The sequence below is a fragment of the Pirellulaceae bacterium genome (genome assembly GCA_029243025.1).
Classification (GTDB): Bacteria; Planctomycetota; Planctomycetia; order Pirellulales; family Pirellulaceae.
This window is the reverse complement of record JAQWSU010000056.1, coordinates 25,436-44,428: the sequence shown is the minus strand read 5'-3', so window position 1 is coordinate 44,428 and position 18,993 is coordinate 25,436. Positions and strand designations below refer to the sequence as shown.

Below are 18,993 nucleotides of genomic sequence, written 5' to 3'. Positions count from 1 at the left end.
GCAGTCACTCATTAGGCGCGCCGTTGCATCGCGGCATTAACCAGTTTTTGAAACGTGGGATACCAATCAGGATGACGCGCACTGGAGCTCCAGGGATGTCGTCGGTACGCATAGAGTACCTCTCCTTCGAGTAACTCCAGCCGGCTCACCTCCGCCAGCTTCAAAGTCAAACTGACACTGTCGAGAATCGGGATATCCTCATCATACCCACCTACCTGCATGACGATGTCTCGGCGCATCATTGACCCGGCGTGGTTGGCCACGAACTCTACGAAGTCCCAACTTTCGCTATGTTGTTTCCCACGTAACCAGGGCGGACGAAGGAGCCGGTCCCCACCATCGGCCTCCAGCATCAGGAAAGACGCATAGGCCATCCCAGTTTCCGGATGACTATCCAGATAAGCTCGCAATCGGCTAAGATTACCAGGTAACATCAGGTCATCTGCATCGCATGGGGTCAGATATCTGCCTCGGGCAAGCCGGTTAAGTTGGTTTCTGGTTGCCCCAGCCCCAAGGTGCACCTTGTTTGCAAAGATACGGACCCTGGGAGAGCTTTCGTAGCTCTTAGCGATGCTCAGCGTCTGGTCCTCGGATAGATCGTCCCCAACCAGCAACTCGAACTTGTCGCAGTCTTGTGCCAAAATGCTTTCAATCTGTTCACCGATGAAACGCTCGGCATTATAGGCCGGCATGACCACCGAGACTTCAACATCTGTCATGAATGAGATCCTTTTTTGACTTGGCCGGTGGAGACTTCCGGGAGACCCAGCACGCTATGACAGGCATAGGACATCTTTATCGTAAACCGCTGGAAGGGCTTTCGACGCTTCCATGGTTGGCTCAACTGCTCGCCGACGATGTGGATGCCGCAGTCCATGGTCTCAATTGTGGTACGCCAACGGCAGAACAGCTGGCACAGTTTGCTGCAACACATCATCTGGGCCCACTGCTGTGGCCCCGGACAGATTCCATCGCGGTCCGTGACAGCTTGCCTGAGACACTTCGCAATCAATGGCAACAAGCCTATGTCCGACAGTGGCTGGCCAATAGCAACCTCGCGCGTGATCTTCATCGACTGCATCAGGCATTTACCCGTACTGGAAAGAACGTCATTCTACTCAAAGGACCCCACCTGGCTACAAGCTATTATGGCGATTTAGCACAACGGAAGTTTGAAGACATTGATCTTCTGGTTCCCTCCGGGTCTGCCAAGTCTTACCTTCGATGGTTGAAAAATGACCTGAAGCTTTTGAGTCCGATGCTCCTTTATTCACTTCGCTCGCATCTTACCCACGCACAGGTTTTGAGTGGGGAGGGCTTGATCGTGGATTTGCATTGGGCACTTCGTTGTCATCCTTCTTATGCCATTGATGAACCCCGGATCTGGCAGACTCGGCAAGCATTCACCCTGCCTGAACTAGGTGACAGAATTGACGTCCTGGACGATGAATACACCCTTGTTCTTACATTGCTCGAAATCTTTGATGACTTGTCCCGTCTTGAACTTACCGTCAAGGATCTTATTGACGCCTTTCTGATCCTGCGTGTCGTCGATCATTCCATGGACTGGCAGGGATTCTTCGCCAGGAGAAAAACAGAACACCTTTATCGAATCACAATCGACGTCCTCATGCTGATCCTGAAATTGTTCGATGCCCACAACCTACTCCCGACTCTTGTCTCAAACCTTAAAACACAAGCGCCGAAAGAGTGCCAGGGGCTGGAAATGGTTTTGCGACCCGGGAATCGCTGGCACGCACTCTGGTCTTATCGCCTGTCATTGTATGAAATGTCTCGATGGGTCACGGTTCCTTATCTCTTGTTCAGTGGGCCGATTCGCGTCGTGTTGTAGTTCTTGCGAGAATATCATTGGGTGCTAGGGGGGGCCAGGTACTGGTTGGTATCATCGCTTGGCACGGCGTTCGATGGCTGCCTCAATCAGGAGATGGCTGTTCTCGGACCACGAGGGTGCTCGCGATTGGCTACCGGCGTTAATACGCCAGATGTAATAAACGAATCCCTTGAGATAGTGGATCCGTGTAATCTCTGCCAGTTTCAGAAACAGGCCCCAGTCATCTGGTACGGAGCCAACTGCATAACCTCCAACCTGCCTTACTAAGTCTCTACGCATCATGCTGCCGCCATGGTTTACAGCATTCTCAAAGAGATCCCATACTTGTTTGGCGTCAACTCCAATGATGGAGGGCGGATTTTGAAGAGTATTTTCTTCTGTTTCAAGCCGAAGTAAATCCCCATAGACAACGCCAAATTCATGGTTGTCATCGAGGAATTGACTCAAATTCTGCAAGGCCCCGGGAAGCAGCAAGTCGTCAGCGTCGCATGGCAGGAAATACTCCCCACGGGCCATTTCAAGTATGCGATTGCGAGTAACTCCCGATCCCTGGTTTGAAGCATGATCGACAAGATGTACACGTGGATGCCCGGTGTAGCAAGCAAGCTTGTCGCCCGTGCCATCAGATGACCCATCGTCTATGATGATGAGTTCGAACGCATCAAAGTCCTGTGCAAGCACACTCTCTATTGCATCTTCGATGTAGTTGGCCGCATTGTAAGCTGGCATTGCGACTGTGACTTTAATGTTACTCATGCTTGCTCACCACGTCTTGTCGGTCAGAGATATCTGAAATGCGTCGATACCACATTTCGAACATAAAAAGTGTCCAGAGGCGGTGACCGTGAAGTTGTTCGAACCGATCATGCTGGTCCAGCATGGTTTGAATAGCAGCAGTGTTAAAGAGTCCGCGCTGCCGTGTCTGCGAATCGCTTAAGACATCGTAGACCATGTCTCGGAAGCGTCCGTCCTGCCAAATCCAAATGTCGATAGGGATGGCAAATCCCTGCTTGGGTCGATCAAGTACCACATCCGGTACGACACCTCTGAGGATGGTTTTCATCAGGTATTTCTGCACGTTCTCTCGAATCTTCATGGATAGGTTCATCCCGGCAACCAACCCCGCGAACGGCGCGTTCAGATACGGAACTCGCACTTCAAGGGAAGAAACCATCGGCAGGCGATCCATTTTTACCAGCATGTCGGAGGGCAGATAGCTGCCGAGGTCAAAGGCCAATCTTTTGTCGATGGGACTTTTTGCAAATATGGCTCCCCATTGCCGGGCAGGGGCAAGGTTTCCGTTTTGTTTGTACGCGAGAAGTTGACGATGACTGCTTTGGCAAAGTTCAGCAAGAGTCTCCCGCGAAAAAATGTTTCGCCGAGGGTCATCTAACGGATCGTCATTCTGCTCAGCAGTTAAAGTTCCTTTCAAAGGAAGATGCCAGGCGTTTCCCGCGAAAAGTTCGTCCAGACCTTCTCCGGACAGCACAGCTTTGACATCTTGAGCTGCCCGCTCCGCAAGCACAAAGGTCGGCAACGCCGACGAATCTGCAAAGGGTTCGTCCAGGCAATCGATGATGCGAGCTGTAACATCAACGGCCTGGTTTCTGGAAAGACGGATTTCGCAATGCCGGCTTTTGAATGTCTGGCTGACCAGCTGACTGTACGGACTTTCGTCAAAGGATTTTTCCTCGAATCCCAAGGAATAGGTCCGTAGAGGACCATCAACAATTTGACTGGCCGTGGCCACCAGAGCACTTGAATCGACACCGCCACTCAGGAAACAGCCAACTTCGGTATCGCCACGCAGGCTCATACTAACGGTCTCCTTGAGTGCAGCACGCAGTTGGTCAGCAAGTTCTTCCTGCTGCATGGTCCTGCCACGACCGATCTCCAGCTCGAAGTAGCGATGGGTCTCAACTCCCTCTCTCGTCCGACGTACGAAGTGCCCAGCAGGAACCTTGTGCACTGATCGGATGATACAGTGAGGCTCGGGAACCGTCAGGCTACGAAGGTAGCCGTCCACTGCCACGGGGTTGATGGATCGATCAATCGACTTGTCGCACAGCAGGGCTCCGAGCTCAGAAGCGAATAGAAATGTCCCCATGGAACCACGGGTGTAGTGCAGTGGTTTGATACCAAAGGGGTCACGAACCAAATAGAGGGTTTCGTTCAGAACATCCCAGAGGGCGAAGGCGAACATTCCGACTATTCTTTCAAACGCAGCCTCGCCGATCTCCTCGAAGAGGTGCAGGATAACCTCAGCATCACCTGCCGTCTGAAATTGGTGGCCAAGATTTTCTAACTCCCGACGTAATTCGAGGTGGTTGTAGATCTCATTGTTGCCTACAAGCCACAGGCTTCCATCTTCGTTGCTAACGGGTTGACCGGGCCCGGAGGGATCTACCAGGGCCAGGCGGCGGTGCCCCATTCCGATACAGCGTTCGAAATGGAAACCTTTGCCGTCAGGCCCTCGACGCCGAAGATGGGCAGTCATACGTTTGACGAGGGCTCGATCGACCGGGCTCCCATCAAATCGCAGCTGCCCGACTATACCGCACATTTTGAATTCCCGGGATCGACAGTCTTCAGGTCTTTCAAGCAGCGTTGGTAAAGTGTTTGATAATGGGTTGCGCAGAGATCAAGGTCATAGTCGTGACGGATTTTCTGGTTTGCCTTGATTGCGATCTTGCGGGCGAGCGCTGGTTCCTGGAGCAGATTCAGGATCGCATTTGCCAGTTCCTCAGGCGCACGCATTGTGATCAGCAACCCATTGGTGTTGGAATCGATCATTTCTTTGTTTCCACCTGAATCTGCAGCGATCACCGGTGTGCCGCAAGCCATCGATTCAAGTATCGCGTTGCTGGAACTTTCATCAATGGAGGGCATCACCGAGACGGTTGCACGCGATAACTCAGCGAATGCATCCTTTGTCCTTCGCATGATAACTACACCTTCCAGCCCTAGAGATTTGATCAGTTTTCGCAGATCTTTACGGTAGGCGACCATGGATGTTTCACCAAAAGTGGAGCCGTAAAGCGCGAAGCGTGCTTGCGGGAATCGTGTGATTACCAGTGCTGCTGCACGAATCAGGTCTTCATGGCGTTTCTGCGGGTCAAAATGGGCCAGCATGCATATTCGAGGAGGGCTCCATGAACGGTTTTTCGACGCTTCCATCACGTGATTTTCTCGGTGGTTTGCCACTCCATTCCGAATGATGACGGGCTCAGGTCCTGACAAGCCAGCAAATGGTTCTGCCACGAACTGTGAATTACAGACGATAGCCACAGACTGTGCTGCCACGACCTCCAAGTGCATTCGTCTGTCATCTGAGTTCATCCGTCGTAGCGCAACATCCGGATGTCCACCTACCCTCCAAATATGCGGGAGACCCACGTGCCCTGCGGCAATGGCGGCCAGGGGAGTAAACATATTTGTTTGAACAATATCGATTCGATGCGACAGCAGCGACTCGGAGAGGGTTTCAAAACCATGTCGAAAAGAACGGAAATTAAGGATTTGTGTTTCGATTCCGCAGGTTGTGAATTCGTCAACAACTTCACCTTTTCTTGCAAAGATGCCGACAATCTGCACGTTCCTCGGGGTAAGCTTTTTGGCCAGGCGTAACAGGAAATATTCCATGCCTCCAAGTCGTAAGGGATGGATGTACCAGCCGATGCGGATAGGTCGATCTAGAGTGCCAGGGTCCATCGGTGACTTTCTCAGAGCAATGTCCCGAAAGTTTCAACAAGCTGTTTCGGATCACGGCCGAGCCGAACCCGATAAGTCTTGGTCGTCAGAGATAAGTTTGAAAGTAACTCAAAGAGCACATTGAGCGCTCGTTCGTCTTTGATCAAGGCAGGCAACCCCCGGGCCGGAACCAGCTGCATTAGTTGTTGAAGACAGTCGAAAGGCTCGATCGCTTCCACCTCCGTATTGGGTGTTTCACCTACCTGTGGAAAAACCAGTGCCCGCGTTACAGATTCCTGGATACATTGCCCGGGTGAGGTCTTGTCCATGGTCAGAACGCGTTTGGCGGTGCCGCCACGATCACGGATCGGTAAGTCCCGGGTGAAACTCAATTCGGCAAATCTCTCAGCCGTATTATCGAGCAGGAAAAGCTCCTTGGTGTTTGACAGCGCAACAATCTCATCATTTACCTGCCGCAGGTAGATGTCATTGTCACCAAGAAAATCGTAACCCGCACGTGCGAGCAATAGCGAGGTGGTACTTTTCCCTGATTGACTGGGCCCCATGAGCAATAATCCGCGGCCTTCCCGGGCCACGGCTGCACAATGAACATTGACCAGCCCCAGCCGTAGCAGGATATTGTTCAACGTTGGCAGAATCATATTGTCCAGGGTCGTTTCGTCATCCTCGACATAGCTCTGAACATGGATTTGCCAGGGTCGGGCGTACAGATAGCCCGTCAGCAGGCGGGAGCTGCTGCCGTGAAAAAAAAAATGCTCGTTGCTGAAGTGCTGTACTTGGGTCAAAGGACACGGTGGGGGATGTATGAGCACGTTAACGACAACGTCAGGATCCCCCGAACAAGGTGAACTCAGTAGAGGTTTCCAGCACGACTCTCTCTCTGTCAGGGCGTCGAGGATAGACGGTCGCTGACATCGGAGTTCAAGAAGTTGACCGAAGAGGTTATAGAAAACGGATTTTCGTGCAGTCACGTTAATGAGCTTTGGGCTGCAGTATTAGTGGGATTTTTTTTCGTAGTCGGCGAATCAATGTATTGACGACTTTGTTTAGGATTGCGTTCCATGCCAATCGCTCTGGAGATTCTCCCTCCAGGCGATTCATCATAATCCGGTGGGCCTGCTTTGTCACTTCAAAAGTGCCGGCATTAGGTCGCAAGGCAATAATTCGCGTCAATTCTCCGCCATGGAAATGCAGACCAGCATGGTGGTCCAAACCGAATCCGGCTTGCAGTCCATCGGCAAGGCCGGTCTTGTAGGCTTCTCTTCGTCGCTCGGAGCGATCGTAATGGACACAAATACTATGAGGAAGAAAGCCCAGACCCGGCTGGGCGACGATCGTCTCGTCCTCCTCGACAAAGGAAAAGAGTGAAGCACTCATGGCGTGGGCAAACCAACAGGACGCACCAGCACTCGTGCCCGTTAAGACGACGCCGTTGAGCCAGGCTTCGTGCAACGCCGATCTCATGCTGTTTTGTTGCAATTGATGCATAAGAAATCCCGTGTTCCCTCCCTCAACATGAATCAGATCAAAATGCTGTGAAAGAAGACCGGGACGATGCCACTCTTGACCTTTGCCAAGTTTGAGTTGTTGCGTCACGGCACCCATGCGGCGGTACAGCCGATGGAGCCTGGCCAGAACACGTTGGTCATCTCCCGAAGCGCAAGTGAGTAAGGCGATTCGAGGGCGACTGACTTTGGTTGCGTGAAGAACATAGCGAAATATTCTTGGGTCAACCCAGGGATCTGCAGCCCCACAGCCACCAAAGGCAATGATCTGTGGTATGGGTTCAACGGCCGGTTTTTTCATTGCTCGCTAATGCCATCCATTCGTGGGGCAGCCATTCTAGCCGCCGGCATTTATACTCATTTTCGTTGTTGATATCGGACTTTGCGAGCGTAAAAAACCGCCTATCCCCAAAAAAACATGTTTTTTGATGAAGGGAGTAGAACGCGCGAGGTCAAAAAACTGGCCGACATTCAAACATCGCTGTAAACGAGATTTTCACGTCTGGTGAGCGCCTTCTATCCGCCGAGTGACCTTGCCCCCCGGTGCTGAGTCCACGTGCTGCGTTTGTTTTCGGCGTGTTGGACGCTTCAAAAGAGAGAATGGGTCATGGCAAGAGGCGTTATCGAACCAAGGAAATCAGTTTACCGCCGCCACTGCTTAACTCAATTTATCACCCGAGCAATCCTTCGCATCTCGATTTCCTTGAAGATGTCCGGACCTGACTCGATCGGCGGCAGAAACAGAATTGCCTCTTGCAGGTTGGGAGCCAAGTTGATCAGCCACATGATGTGTGTCATGCAGGCCGTGGTGAATCGGGTTGAACGCTCCGAAGTGGCATGTCTAATCTTCGAATCCGATTCGTTTTTTGGACACCAAAAGCAACACTCGCGACACAACTCTTGGCGAATAAACACGCGACGTCAAAATATCGGAAGAGAATCGGTTCGAAGAGGGTTGCTTTCGGCGTGTTTTGTTTGGTTGACAAGCCAGCACGGAGCTGGCCAAAAAGTGAGGCAAAACCGCGGTACCGCAGCGGGGCCCACACGGGTCTATCGAGATCGGGCGGACGGGAACGAGTGAAAGACGGACCAAGCTAAGCAGCTCGCTTTTCGGTGTGCGTGCAAGGAACTTCTCTGTTCGGTATCGATCCTTAATTTAGTGACCTAACTCTAGGCTAATATCTATCTCTTCTTCCCTGTGTTTACACATTGAGGTTACTAGCGGGGCGGTGAAGAGGTTCGCGAACTTCCTGTAAGAAAGAGTCCCACCTCGTCGGTACCACCTTGCCAATATTCGAATGGGTAGCCTCAATCGAAACAAACCAAGAACTCCCCCTTCCTTAGAAACTAATAATCCAAGTGCGTTAGAGACGTTTCATTGCAATCGTCCATCACCATAAGCAAGAGGTCGATGCTGTAGGCAGCCAACCAGGAAGATTATTGGAACAAATTCTTCAATCCGATGAGAAAGCGAGGAGGTCTGACCCTGGAAGACGCACTAGAACGCAATTTCCTGCGTCATACAGTTAAACCCTCTGGTATCAGGTCTTTAAGTTGAACGCCTTGGGGAGCGAATAGACGCCTTGAGGCGTTTGTCTCTTTTAATGCGTCTGTAGGTGGGCAACTTAATATTCATTAAATGGAATGACTTGTCGATTTTGAAATTGAAAGAGTATCCTACCCTTTGATTAAGGAGAAATTGAAAATGGGATTTAAAACCAAGGTGTTAATCTGGTTCATTGCGATTAAGCAACAGTAGTTCTGTAAATCGCGGAGCGATTTACGAGTCGGTTTCGATGGTTAAGTAACATTTGGCGGTTTGCCATTCTTCGTCGACTTCGGCGAGTACGGCGCTGACGAGTCGGAGCAGGGACGGTTCGTTGGGAAAGAGCGTGGCGACGCGTGTGCGTCGGTGGATTTCTTTGTTGAGTCGTTCGAGCATGTTGGTCGTTCGTAGTCGGCGGCGATGGGCGGTCGGTCGCTCCAGCACGGTCAGTCCCTCGGGGACGTTCGCTTCCATCCAGTCGGCCAGCTTCGGCGCGGACGAACGATATCTTTCCACCGCAAGCTTGAGAAGCCGCTGGGCTTCGCTCGCATTGGGCGCGTTGAAGACGCCGCGCAAGTCGGCGGCGGCGCCGGTTCGCATGTCGACTTTGGGAACGTATGCGGCGGCGTTCTGCTGGAGATGGAACTGACAACGCTGCCACGGCACGCCGGGAAAGACCGCCTGGCGGGCTGCCTTGAGACCTTCGTGGGCGTCGCTCGTGATCAACTCGACGCCATGCAATCCGCGTTCGACCAACGAGCTGAGAAATGCTCGCCAATGGACCTCCGCCTCGGAGAGTTTGGCGCTGACGCCCAGCACGGTCCGTTTTCCATTGGGCAACACGCCGACGGCGACCAATACGGCGCAATCGACGACGCTGCCGCCGTGGCGGACCTTTTCATAACGGGCGTCGATAATCAGATAAGGAAGTTTGCCCAACGGCCGCGTGCGCCACGACTGGAGTTCTTCATCGAGCAGCGCCGCGGCCCGGCTGACCTGGCTGCTCGAGACCTCCAACCCGCAGAGTTGTTGCGTGATCTCGGTCACTTTGCGCGTGGAGACGCCCTGGACGTACATCTCGGCAACCGCCAACTTGAGAGCCCGTTCGCTGCGAACGCCCCGCTCGAGCGATTTCGGATAGAACTCGACGCCGCGGGTCTGCGGCACTTGCAACTCGAGCTGGCCGACGCGCGTGTTGAGCGTCTTGGGTTTGAAGCCGTTGGCGTAGCCGCGTCGCTCGCTCGTCCGCTCGTACGGCTCTGCTCGAAGCGCTTCGCTCCGCTCGATCAACATCGCCTCGTTGACGAGGATCTGCAGGGCGTTGGCCATGCCGTCGAAGCCTTGTTCCTCGAGGACTTGGACCATCAGCTCAAACGGGTTAGATTCGACCTGGCGGGTCATGCGTGGGTCTCCTTTCGCTTGCGTGGTAACAAACGATCTAGGAAACCGACCGTGGCCCGCCCTTGCAAGCGGCCCAACCCGGCTTCGCCTTTTTCGCTACGCAAAAAAGGCGAAGCCGGGTTCTATCCCAATGCTATTTACAGAAACTACGGTACGCTAACTTCATTGCTGTATTGCTTTGCGTTCTTTGGGTGAAATATTGTATGAGTGCAAGTAATAATGGTTTGTTGTTTTGTTCTTTCGTCATTCTTTTTCTGCTGTATCGGTTTGTGAAAAGAGCAAGAAATCTTGAAGATAAGGGCTGAGAATGATCCCGTGGACAACCGCGGCCCCAGGCGGGTGCTGAGAATCTACTTCTAACAAAATGAAAAATTACAGGCCCAAGCCACTTTGAGGCGAATGAATATAAAAAAATACCACCGCTCCTCCATTGGACAGCGTGGGAAATTCTTATCGGCTTGCTTTTGCTGTTGTTGATACTCGGCATCAAGATGATCCTCAGGTAACCAACACTGTTTGCCAGCCGAGCGCCAATGGCGCAGCGAATTTAGCTAATTGACGGAGAGTAGCCGTGGTCGATAGATAGCTGCGGTCTGTGCTGATTTGCGTGTGGAAAATCAAACAGGTTCACGGGTCGAGTTTTTTCGCTGAATTGCGTGTTCCGAGTTCCGTGACTCAAGCCGCCTCAATACGTAAACAATCTCGTTAATCCTGAAGCCGACGCTCTGATATAACCTCAAGATCGGAACGTTGTTCGATGAGACCTTCGTCCGGTAGTGCGCGAATCCTTTGGCCGCGAAGTGGTGCGGCGGCCGGACCGCCATCGCAAGCCCGGCACCCCGTTTTTGGAATTGCGGAAATATCCCGCCCAAGAGCGCGTTGATGGTTTGGCCGTCTTCCTGAAACATCATAAATCCCGCATGCCGCGAAGGTTCGGCGGCGGTCATGATCCACTGTAAAGAATCGGCCTGTCTGGCCGCCATATCTGCAATCCAGTGATTGTATCGCCGATTCGCAAGGTCCAGGCCCAACTCTGGATCGAGCGCAATGCGATCAGTTGTAAAAAGACCACGATTCACGAATTTCTGCAGGCGTCCAACTTCATTGGAGCTCACTGGAGATAAGACGTAATTTCGTAGGATCTTATCATGCAAAGGGCACTGAGCTGGAAGCGACGATAATTCAAGGCTGATCGAGAATTGCGATTCCAAGAAACGAAATCCGTTCGCCTCTAAAGCGTGCACAAGAGCTAGGTTTCCGTTGGGCACCTTGACGGTCGCAAGTTCGAATCCAAGGCTGGAACGCTGGATTTCTTCGAGCGACGCCGAATCAGAAAGGACTTCGATCTCCACGGCATCTAAGCCAAGATTCCTTTTTTCCCAAGGCGCGGGGAAAGTTTGAATTGCCGGTGTATCGTTCATGATAGGGTGGGCCTTCGCGGAAATAACGATCGGAGCTCGTGGGCAACTATCGATGCCGTCCGTCTGCCCGAGCCAACTGATCCAATAGCTCTTTTGAGTATATAAATCTTTGGGATATATGAAAGAGATTGGCGAATTTAAAGTAAAAGCGGCGACGGAACGTTAAACATCAATAAAATTTTTTGTCGTCAGCCTTCGTTGTGTACTCGTGCCATCGCGGAAATTGCAGGTAATACAATCGAGTTCCCTCGGTGGGACGATGTCAGCACGAAGAATGCATTAGCTCTCAGTAATGATTTCGATGCGGCGCTGTTAACTTCCAGGAGTCACGGTGGATCGACTTTACTTTGCGGTGGCGAGTACTTGCCTCCTTTCTTGCACTGCCTGAACGGGCGACGGACCTTTTGTCGTTAGGCATGACTCTTGCATGATCAATTCGTGGTGAAAGCGAGTGAGATTCGAACTGACTCGTGAATGGCAGCCGTCCGACACGCGTGCTTCCAGTCTTAGGCCCTGACTCAACGGGAGTCAGAAACAGAATGAATTCTTGATCTCAAGAGCAAGGTTGATGCGACAAATGATTTGTAACCGGTGTGCAATCGGTGTGAGGTCCTCATTGGGACGTAGTTAGAGAGAGCAGGCTGGTTTTCGATCACGTCATCGAGGATCAGTGGTTCCCATTCAATCGCCAACGCCATCACCCGGGACACGCGTGGGGTCCGACCCGTCACATGGTGATTGACCGTGCGGCCTGTCTAATTTGTTCCCAGTCGGGCCGGAGGATCGGCGGATCCGATCAAGAAGCGGAAAGTTTTTTTCTGGCTCTCCTCAATTGGCGCGATGAATACTCGAAAACTTGTTCCGCCGCTTCCCTCAATAGGCGGGAGAATATTCACGAACAAACGGCCATCATCTAGCCCGAGAAATGCTTGGGCTTCGCCGAGATAACGAGGATTTATCATTGAGTTGCTTCCAATGACTCCAACCATGCCAATCACCTTATCGTCGACCCTCAATATATATTCGGTACGTCCCCATTGTTCCTTAGTGTTGACTAAGAACTTACTGCCCGCCCCAACCAATCCCTGTTCTTTCTATGGCGCCCAATTTACTGTCCCACAGCTCAAGTCGAGCACCTCAGTGAGTGGGATCGCTATTTTCTTATCGAAGTCTAAGACCGGTTGATTGAACGCCTTAGTGACCCCTGTGACGTCATAATTAAGCGCCAGCGCCATGATGCCATTTTACTCCAATAATTCAGGTGACATTTGTAGAGTGGCACCACCATTTTTCGGATTTAAAACCTGTTCCTCTGACTCGGTTGAAAGAGGAGCCACGGTATTACCAACCGTTGCAGTACCCGTGGGAATGTTCAAATGGTGGAATCGTTGGCTGTGATACTTTCGGAACTCGTTGGCTGAGATAACGCCGTCCATATTGGTGTCAGCGGGTGGAATAAGAGCCGACATCGAATATTCGAGCGAGCTCAACTGACGGTCACTGTTTCTGTCCAGTTTGTCGAATGTTTTGTCCAGGGATGCCTGAAACTCATCGCGAGTGATTTTTCCCTCCCCTGTGATTTGAAGTTTGGATTTGTGCGACGCATGTATCGTGCCACGCGAAACCGCAACGGGATTTTCCCTGTCTTCCTGACCGGCACAGAATCGGCAATGGGCAAGAAGTAAGAAGAAGGCGATGGTAAGTCGCATCGTTAGCTCCGAAGCCTAGTTGGGTTGAAATCGAGTGGCCAAAACCCCGTACCTAACGCAGCAGGCCAGCAGATGATCGCGCTTCGCATTGCAAAGCGGATTCGCCTAGGGCAATCTTCGCTTAGCGCACTGGCCGGACAAAAATTAATTATCAGTCGGTCAGCCAGCTAGTATACGGCAAACAACGTGACTCATTCACGGAATCACACGTTCCACCCGACCCTGTGGTCTCTCTGAGTTCAATCAAGAGTTTGTTCTAGTTCATGTTCAACGTCATGAAAGAGGCGAATCACGATCGAAATATCCCGTCGGTTGGCTCGCATGGGCTTTCGCTCATTTTCAACTCCCTAAGTGGTCCCTTTCTTTTTTGATCGCGTCGGTTCCCAGGTGCGTTGCCTAAACTGAGTCGGTGCGTTACCAAGCACCGTTAAGGGGCAGTCAGATTTTTTAGGAGGATGAACGGTTGCAATGTGCCCATTGAAGATCACGTGTCATCGGGATAGGAATACCATCTCGTCATGACTGTCAAGGACTCGGGAGAGACCGTTGTCATGGGATTCCACCTTGGTGAGCGGTTCTTGATCGACGGAGAGGTTGACGCCATGCAGGTCTGTCACTTAACGGGTAGGATAATGAGTGTCGCGTTTACGTCAACCGGAGATCCAGCCGATAGGGAATAGCGGATATGAAATCATCAGCGGTTTCACCGATCACTGATCAGCATCGTCAACAGTTTATTGACGAGGGCTACTTCATTCTAGAGAGGGTGGTTCCCGAGGAACATTTGCAGATTCTTCGTGATGCGTGTGATTATTTGATCGATCTAATGCATCAGGAAATGGACCGATTGGGAACGGACCACATCCATATCAGCCATCGCGGCAAGCGATATCACATTGCGAAATGCTATGATCAGGCACCACGATTGTCGGAATACGTATTCAGCGACTTAATGGCTGCGGTTTGCAGGGCGACGATCGGAGAGACGGCCTATCTTTTCTATGATCAATACGTCGTCAAAGCGGCGGAACAAGGCATCAAGTTCTCGTGGCACCAGGATGGGGGATATCTTGGCTTTCCGCACACTCCCTACGTGACCGTTTGGGCTGCGGTTGATGACATGACCATTGAGAATGGAACCGCTTATGTGATGCCTTATTCACGAATTGGTATACGATCGCTGGTCGAACATCTTCGTGATCAGAAAACGGGGGACAAAGTCGGTTACTTTGGTAGCGAGCCAGGGCTGCCTGCGATCGTTCCCGCCGGCAGCCTTGTCGTCTTCAGTTCGTTGACGTTTCACCGCAGCGGAGCGAACACAACCGACCGGATGCGACGAGCCTATGTGACGCAATACTCGCCGCAGCCGATCGTTCGACCGGAAGACAATCAACCCATGCATCTTGTTGTTCCGTTTCTGAAGTGAGTGCGATCCATAAATCTCAATCGTCGATGATTTGGGACTGCTTTCGCCGCGCAGTCATTAGTCGGCAAAGTCAGATAACCACCAACGAAAACAGTGAGGGTTCACGCCGGTTGAGTTAGGCCAAGTAGACGGAGATATCCTTTTCTCTCTACAGCCAGCGGGCTGAGGCGTTTTGCACAAGGATTTTGACGCGAAGAACAGCGTCCCCTTTTGCTGTTGCTGCTGGTCGTGGCTGTCGACGAAACGGAATTCTCGTAGCATGGGGAGCCACGAAATCGGCGATTGTTCTGTCAAACATTTCAAGCCACTGTTGGGAAGTTGTGATCGCAGCGTAGTGCGATTTGAGATAGAAGAGTGCAGATTTTTGGCTCGAATTGCCGCACCATCTTTTTAAAAACATACGTATTACAGCTGGAAGTGGGATGGCGAACGAAACCAGAGCTCCATGAGCTGTTTTTGGCGAGATTGCTCGCCAAAAAATCGCAACTTCAGTTCGAACGGTACGATGATCTAAGGTAAAATATCCGGTTGCATCATGGAGTTGATAGGAGGATCGATGAGAAAAGTCTTAGCTCTAGCAGCGTTGTTTTTCCTGCTTGCTGTAATAATGCCTGCGTTTGGCGATCATCCGAAGACCGCTATTCGTAACGAAATTATTACAGCGAAGGTGTATTTGCCGAATGCGACGACCGGTTATTACCGAGGGACTCGGTTTGATTGGTCGGGTGTCATCTATAGCTTGCAGCATGATGGTCACGAATACTTTGGGGAATGGCAGCAGTCTGACGATCCTTATCTCCATGACCGCATTACAGGGCCGGTCGATTCTTTTGATGTTAATACAGAAATTGAAGACGATGAGATTTTTCTGCGAATTGGAGTTGGTGTATGCGCCAAACGAACGGATCAATCAGTGATCAAACATCCGTTTCGTATTGTCAATTCTGGCAGCTGGAAGATAAGACAAGGTGCGAATTGGATTGAGTTCATCCATCAGCTGAACGACGAAGCAACTGGGCATGCCTACCGCTATGTGAAACGAATGACGTTGACACCTAATAAGGCGGAACTGGTCATTGATCATGCTTTGGAAAACTTAGGGAAGCACACGATCGAGACGAGTGTTTACAACCACAATTTTTTTGTCATGGATGGCCAGCCGACAGGCCCTGATTTTGTCGTTCGATTTCCGTTTCACCCAGTTGCCGACCGTGATTTGAATGGATTGGCCGAATTGCATGGCAAGGAGTTATCTTATGTTCGCGAAATAGAACTGGGACGTCAGATATTTACGTTGTTGACAGGTTTCGGCTCGGGGCTCGATGACAGTGCATTTTCAATTGAGAATCGAAAGATCGCAGCAGGTGTACGCTCCCGATGGGATCGACCGATCGAAAAAATGCAATATTGGTCGCCGCGTACGACATTATGCCCAGAACCCTTTCTAAAGCTGAATGTCGAACCAGGGCATTCCGATCGCTGGTCCAACCAATACACCTTTTATTCGCTTGACTGATGAATATTTTTCGACGAATTCACCCTTTGGCGATGTCAGCGTTCTGCCTGATGGCTTGTTGTGGCAACGTTGTTGCCGAGCGACTCGGTTGGACGACCTCACGGATTCATGGTTCTCCTGATCCGCCGTCTCGATATCAAACCGAGATTGCCTTTCCAAATCTACAGTTTGACGAACCCGTCGCAATGACCTTCGTGCCGGGTTCGAATCGGATGGTCGTGGTCCAGCGTTTTGGCAAGATTTACACTTTTGAAAATGACCCTAGCGTGGAGAAAGCTGAGTTGTTTTTTGATTTGCCGCAAGCGCTCGGTGTTGATCGGGCCGAGGCCTTTGGGATCGCGTTTCATCCGAAATTTGTTGAGAACGGTCGGCTTTTCATTCATCACAATCGGGGTGACCAAAAACTTCCGACCCGTGTATCGTCCTTTCTTCGGAGGGACCAAAATCAATGGCAGGTCGACCCGACGAGTGAGAAATTGCTGATTGCTTGGCCCGGAGGCCACAATGGCGGCTGTGTGAAGTTCGGCCAAGACGGTTATCTCTATATCTCCAATGGCGATCGGGGAGGATTGCACGATTCTTACCAGGTGGGGCAAACCGTTAACAACCTGCAGGCCTCTATTTTGCGGATTGATATAGATGTGGCTGATGGCGAACTTCCCTATCGAATTCCCGCTGATAATCCGTTCGTCGAAATCGAAACGGCTCGGCATGAGGTTTGGGCTTATGGGCTTCGCAATGCCTGGAAATTTAGCTTCGACCGCAAGACAGGTGACCTTTGGGCCGCTGACGTTGGCGAGGATTTATGGGAATCAGTGCACAAAATCGAGCGAGGTGGGAATTATGGCTGGAGTGTCGAAGAAGGAGGGCGACCGTTTCGGCCGGCGCGTCAACGGGGCCCGACGCCGATCCAGAAGCCAGTTGTCGCTCATGATCATTCCGAAGCTCGCTCGATTACAGGAGGTTTTGTCTATCGGGGTCAACAAAATACCGAGCTCATCGGGCACTACATCTATGGTGACTACGACACCGGAATTATCTGGGGACTTGGTTACGATGGAAAGAATGTGACGTTTCATGAAGAGTTGAGTGATACGAACCTGCGTTTAGTCGGATTTGCAGAAGATCACGAGGGCGAACTTTTCTTGATTGATCACATCGGGGGTTACATTCACAAACTTGTAGTGAACGAACGGCCGGATGTATCCGCGGTTTTTCCGCGTCAATTGAGCGAAACGGGCCTTTTTGCATCGACTGCTGAATTGATTCCGGAGACCGGAGTCATTCCGTACAGCGTGATTGCTCCCCAGTGGTGTGACGGCGCCACAAAGCAACGTTACATGGCATTGCCGAATGCGGGGCAGATTGAGTTTGAAGCGGTGCGGTTTCCGTTCCGTGGTGGTCGGGATGGCTGGAAATTTCCCGATGGAACGGTGTTAGTAGAAACGCATTTTCTGGCGATGGAGCAAGACAATCCGCTCAGTCAGCGACGAATGGAAACGCGTATTCTCCATCATGAGCGGTTGCCGGGGTCAGAAAATGTTGGTGATCAATTGTGGCGGGGTTACACCTACGTTTGGAATGATGACCAAACCGATGCGGATCTGTTAGTTGATACGCGTGGATTCGATAGGCAATTTACCATTCGCGATCCCGCGTGGCCTGAGGGGGAACGAAAGCAGACGTGGCATTTTCCCGGACGCACCGAGTGTTCGTCTTGTCACACCATGGCCGCAAAGTACGTGTTAGGCTGTCAGACAATGCAGACGAATCATACTCGTGAATATGCAGGAGAGACCAGTAATCAGCTTGATTATTTTCAGCAGTTGGGCCTTTTTGCTGAGCCACTGCCAAAGCCAGTTGCAGAAATGCCCAGTTTGGTTGACTATCGTGACGACAGTCAGAAGCTGGCAAAGCGCGCTCGTTCGTATCTCCATGCGAATTGTTCGCACTGCCATCGTAACGGTGGTGGTGGTAACTCAGATTTTTTCGCACTCGCCTCATTGAAGTTTGACCAATTGAAAATGCTAAACGCGTCGCCAAGACACGGATCGTTTCATGTTCCCGCTGCCAAGATTGTTCTTGCTGGCAATCCGTTTAAGTCAATGGTCTACTATCGCATGAGCAGCTTGGGGAGCGGACGCATGCCTCGATTGGGTTCGACTGTCGTGGATGATGCTGGTGTGGATTTAATTTATGAATGGATCAAGAGTATCGAACCAACGATCGATCCTGATACGGGCTTGGAAACGACCGTCGGTGCGCTCCATTTGGTTCGATTAATCGAACGTGGAGACTTGTCAGGCGATTCGGCTCAGCGGATCATCGAACAGGCCGTCACCAAAGAACCGCATATCCGCGACTTGTTTGAGCGGTTTCTACCTGAATCGAAGCGAAGTAAACGGCTCGGCAGTTCCATCGATCCGCCAGCGATTTTGCAGCTTAATGGCGACGCATCACACGGTCAGCGAATGTTCTTTGAGCAATCAGGTGTTCAATGCAAAAGTTGTCATCGTATTGGTGGCCGTGGAATGGCTGTCGGGCCAGACCTCGACCAGATCGGGAAGAAATACAATCGATCCCAGTTATTGGAGAGTATTCTGGAGCCTTCGAAAAAAATTGATGCGGAGTATTTGCAGTATCAATGCATTACAAATGATGGAAAGAGCTACACGGGTGTGCTTTCCGAAAAGACCGATGAGTTCGTCATACTTCAAGATGGAAAAGCCCAATCGCATAAGATCGAGCGAGCGAATATCGAAGAACTTGTTTCCTTGAGTACGTCATTAATGCCGGAATTGCTTGTGCGCGATATGACCGCGCAGCAGGTTGCTGACCTTGTCGCGTATTTGGGATCTCTGAGGAATGATACATCTTTGCCGAGCGATCGTTCGAGTGAAAATTGA

The 18,993-nt window shown here is 51.3% G+C and carries 14 protein-coding genes; 5 read left to right on the top strand and 9 right to left on the bottom strand.

Going from position 1 to position 18,993, the window contains the following annotated elements; all coding sequences use genetic code 11:
- Positions 1 to 11: 11 nt before the first annotated feature.
- Positions 12 to 719, bottom strand: coding sequence for a glycosyltransferase family A protein (locus P8N76_27580; GenBank protein ID MDG2385463.1), 708 nt, complete (start codon positions 717 to 719; stop codon positions 12 to 14).
- A 56-nt stretch (positions 720 to 775) separates the two neighbouring features.
- Between P8N76_27580 and P8N76_27575 the strand changes: the two genes are divergently transcribed.
- Positions 776 to 1,852, top strand: a complete 1,077-nt coding sequence (locus P8N76_27575) for a nucleotidyltransferase family protein (GenBank protein ID MDG2385462.1) — start codon at positions 776 to 778, stop codon at positions 1,850 to 1,852.
- Positions 1,853 to 1,903: 51 nt separating this feature from the next.
- Here the strand turns inward: P8N76_27575 and P8N76_27570 are convergent, their stop codons facing one another.
- The 8 genes from P8N76_27570 to P8N76_27535 form a co-directional block, all read right to left on the bottom strand.
- The gene (locus tag P8N76_27570; GenBank protein ID MDG2385461.1) at positions 1,904 to 2,608 is read right to left on the bottom strand and encodes a glycosyltransferase family A protein; all 705 of its coding nucleotides are present in this window, start codon (positions 2,606 to 2,608) and stop codon (positions 1,904 to 1,906) included.
- A complete protein-coding gene (gene asnB, locus P8N76_27565) occupies positions 2,601 to 4,415 on the bottom strand; it encodes an asparagine synthase (glutamine-hydrolyzing) (protein ID MDG2385460.1) in 1,815 nt (604 codons plus the stop codon). Before asnB ends, P8N76_27570 begins: the two co-directional genes overlap by 8 nt.
- Entirely contained in the window at positions 4,403 to 5,563 is a 1,161-nt protein-coding gene (locus P8N76_27560; GenBank protein ID MDG2385459.1) for a glycosyltransferase family 4 protein, read from the bottom strand. The genes asnB and P8N76_27560 overlap by 13 nt, the downstream gene beginning before the upstream one ends.
- Positions 5,564 to 5,574: 11 nt before the next feature.
- Positions 5,575 to 6,348, bottom strand: coding sequence for a hypothetical protein (locus P8N76_27555; GenBank protein ID MDG2385458.1), 774 nt, complete (start codon positions 6,346 to 6,348; stop codon positions 5,575 to 5,577).
- 187 nt (positions 6,349 to 6,535) lie between these two features.
- Positions 6,536 to 7,369 (bottom strand): Type 1 glutamine amidotransferase-like domain-containing protein, encoded by an 834-nt coding sequence (locus P8N76_27550; protein ID MDG2385457.1) that lies wholly within the window; start codon positions 7,367 to 7,369, stop codon positions 6,536 to 6,538.
- 1,479 nt (positions 7,370 to 8,848) lie between these two features.
- Positions 8,849 to 10,015: an IS256 family transposase gene (locus tag P8N76_27545; GenBank protein MDG2385456.1), complete on the bottom strand. Its 1,167-nt coding sequence runs from the start codon at positions 10,013 to 10,015 to the stop codon at positions 8,849 to 8,851.
- A gap of 617 nt (positions 10,016 to 10,632) precedes the next feature.
- Positions 10,633 to 11,436 (bottom strand): hypothetical protein, encoded by an 804-nt coding sequence (locus P8N76_27540; protein ID MDG2385455.1) that lies wholly within the window; start codon positions 11,434 to 11,436, stop codon positions 10,633 to 10,635.
- Positions 11,437 to 12,680: 1,244 nt separating this feature from the next.
- On the bottom strand, positions 12,681 to 13,145 hold the full coding sequence (locus P8N76_27535; protein ID MDG2385454.1) for a hypothetical protein: 465 nt from the start codon (positions 13,143 to 13,145) through the stop codon (positions 12,681 to 12,683).
- Positions 13,146 to 13,663: 518 nt separating this feature from the next.
- Between P8N76_27535 and P8N76_27530 the strand changes: the two genes are divergently transcribed.
- From P8N76_27530 to P8N76_27515, 4 genes are all read left to right on the top strand, one after another.
- On the top strand, positions 13,664 to 13,825 hold the full coding sequence (locus P8N76_27530) for a hypothetical protein (GenBank protein MDG2385453.1): 162 nt from the start codon (positions 13,664 to 13,666) through the stop codon (positions 13,823 to 13,825).
- 5 nt (positions 13,826 to 13,830) lie between these two features.
- Positions 13,831 to 14,571, top strand: coding sequence for a phytanoyl-CoA dioxygenase family protein (locus P8N76_27525; GenBank protein MDG2385452.1), 741 nt, complete (start codon positions 13,831 to 13,833; stop codon positions 14,569 to 14,571).
- A 556-nt stretch (positions 14,572 to 15,127) separates the two neighbouring features.
- Positions 15,128 to 16,087, top strand: coding sequence for a hypothetical protein (locus P8N76_27520; protein MDG2385451.1), 960 nt, complete (start codon positions 15,128 to 15,130; stop codon positions 16,085 to 16,087).
- On the top strand, positions 16,087 to 18,993 hold the full coding sequence (locus tag P8N76_27515) for a PQQ-dependent sugar dehydrogenase (protein ID MDG2385450.1): 2,907 nt from the start codon (positions 16,087 to 16,089) through the stop codon (positions 18,991 to 18,993). Before P8N76_27520 ends, P8N76_27515 begins: the two co-directional genes overlap by 1 nt.

What these genes read in the sequence shown, in the direction of transcription:
- P8N76_27580 (MDG2385463.1), bottom strand. Translation starts at nt 719, where the DNA reads ATGACAGATGTTGAAGTCTCGGTGGTCATGCCGGCCTATAATGCCGAG.
- P8N76_27575 (MDG2385462.1), top strand. Translation starts at nt 776, where the DNA reads ATGACAGGCATAGGACATCTTTATCGTAAACCGCTGGAAGGGCTTTCG.
- P8N76_27570 (MDG2385461.1), bottom strand. Translation starts at nt 2,608, where the DNA reads ATGAGTAACATTAAAGTCACAGTCGCAATGCCAGCTTACAATGCGGCC.
- asnB (MDG2385460.1), bottom strand. Translation starts at nt 4,415, where the DNA reads ATGTGCGGTATAGTCGGGCAGCTGCGATTTGATGGGAGCCCGGTCGAT.
- P8N76_27560 (MDG2385459.1), bottom strand. Translation starts at nt 5,563, where the DNA reads ATGGACCCTGGCACTCTAGATCGACCTATCCGCATCGGCTGGTACATC.
- P8N76_27550 (MDG2385457.1), bottom strand. Translation starts at nt 7,369, where the DNA reads ATGAAAAAACCGGCCGTTGAACCCATACCACAGATCATTGCCTTTGGT.
- P8N76_27545 (MDG2385456.1), bottom strand. Translation starts at nt 10,015, where the DNA reads ATGACCCGCCAGGTCGAATCTAACCCGTTTGAGCTGATGGTCCAAGTC.
- P8N76_27540 (MDG2385455.1), bottom strand. Translation starts at nt 11,436, where the DNA reads ATGAACGATACACCGGCAATTCAAACTTTCCCCGCGCCTTGGGAAAAA.
- P8N76_27535 (MDG2385454.1), bottom strand. Translation starts at nt 13,145, where the DNA reads ATGCGACTTACCATCGCCTTCTTCTTACTTCTTGCCCATTGCCGATTC.
- P8N76_27530 (MDG2385453.1), top strand. Translation starts at nt 13,664, where the DNA reads ATGACTGTCAAGGACTCGGGAGAGACCGTTGTCATGGGATTCCACCTT.
- P8N76_27525 (MDG2385452.1), top strand. Translation starts at nt 13,831, where the DNA reads ATGAAATCATCAGCGGTTTCACCGATCACTGATCAGCATCGTCAACAG.
- P8N76_27520 (MDG2385451.1), top strand. Translation starts at nt 15,128, where the DNA reads ATGAGAAAAGTCTTAGCTCTAGCAGCGTTGTTTTTCCTGCTTGCTGTA.
- P8N76_27515 (MDG2385450.1), top strand. Translation starts at nt 16,087, where the DNA reads ATGAATATTTTTCGACGAATTCACCCTTTGGCGATGTCAGCGTTCTGC.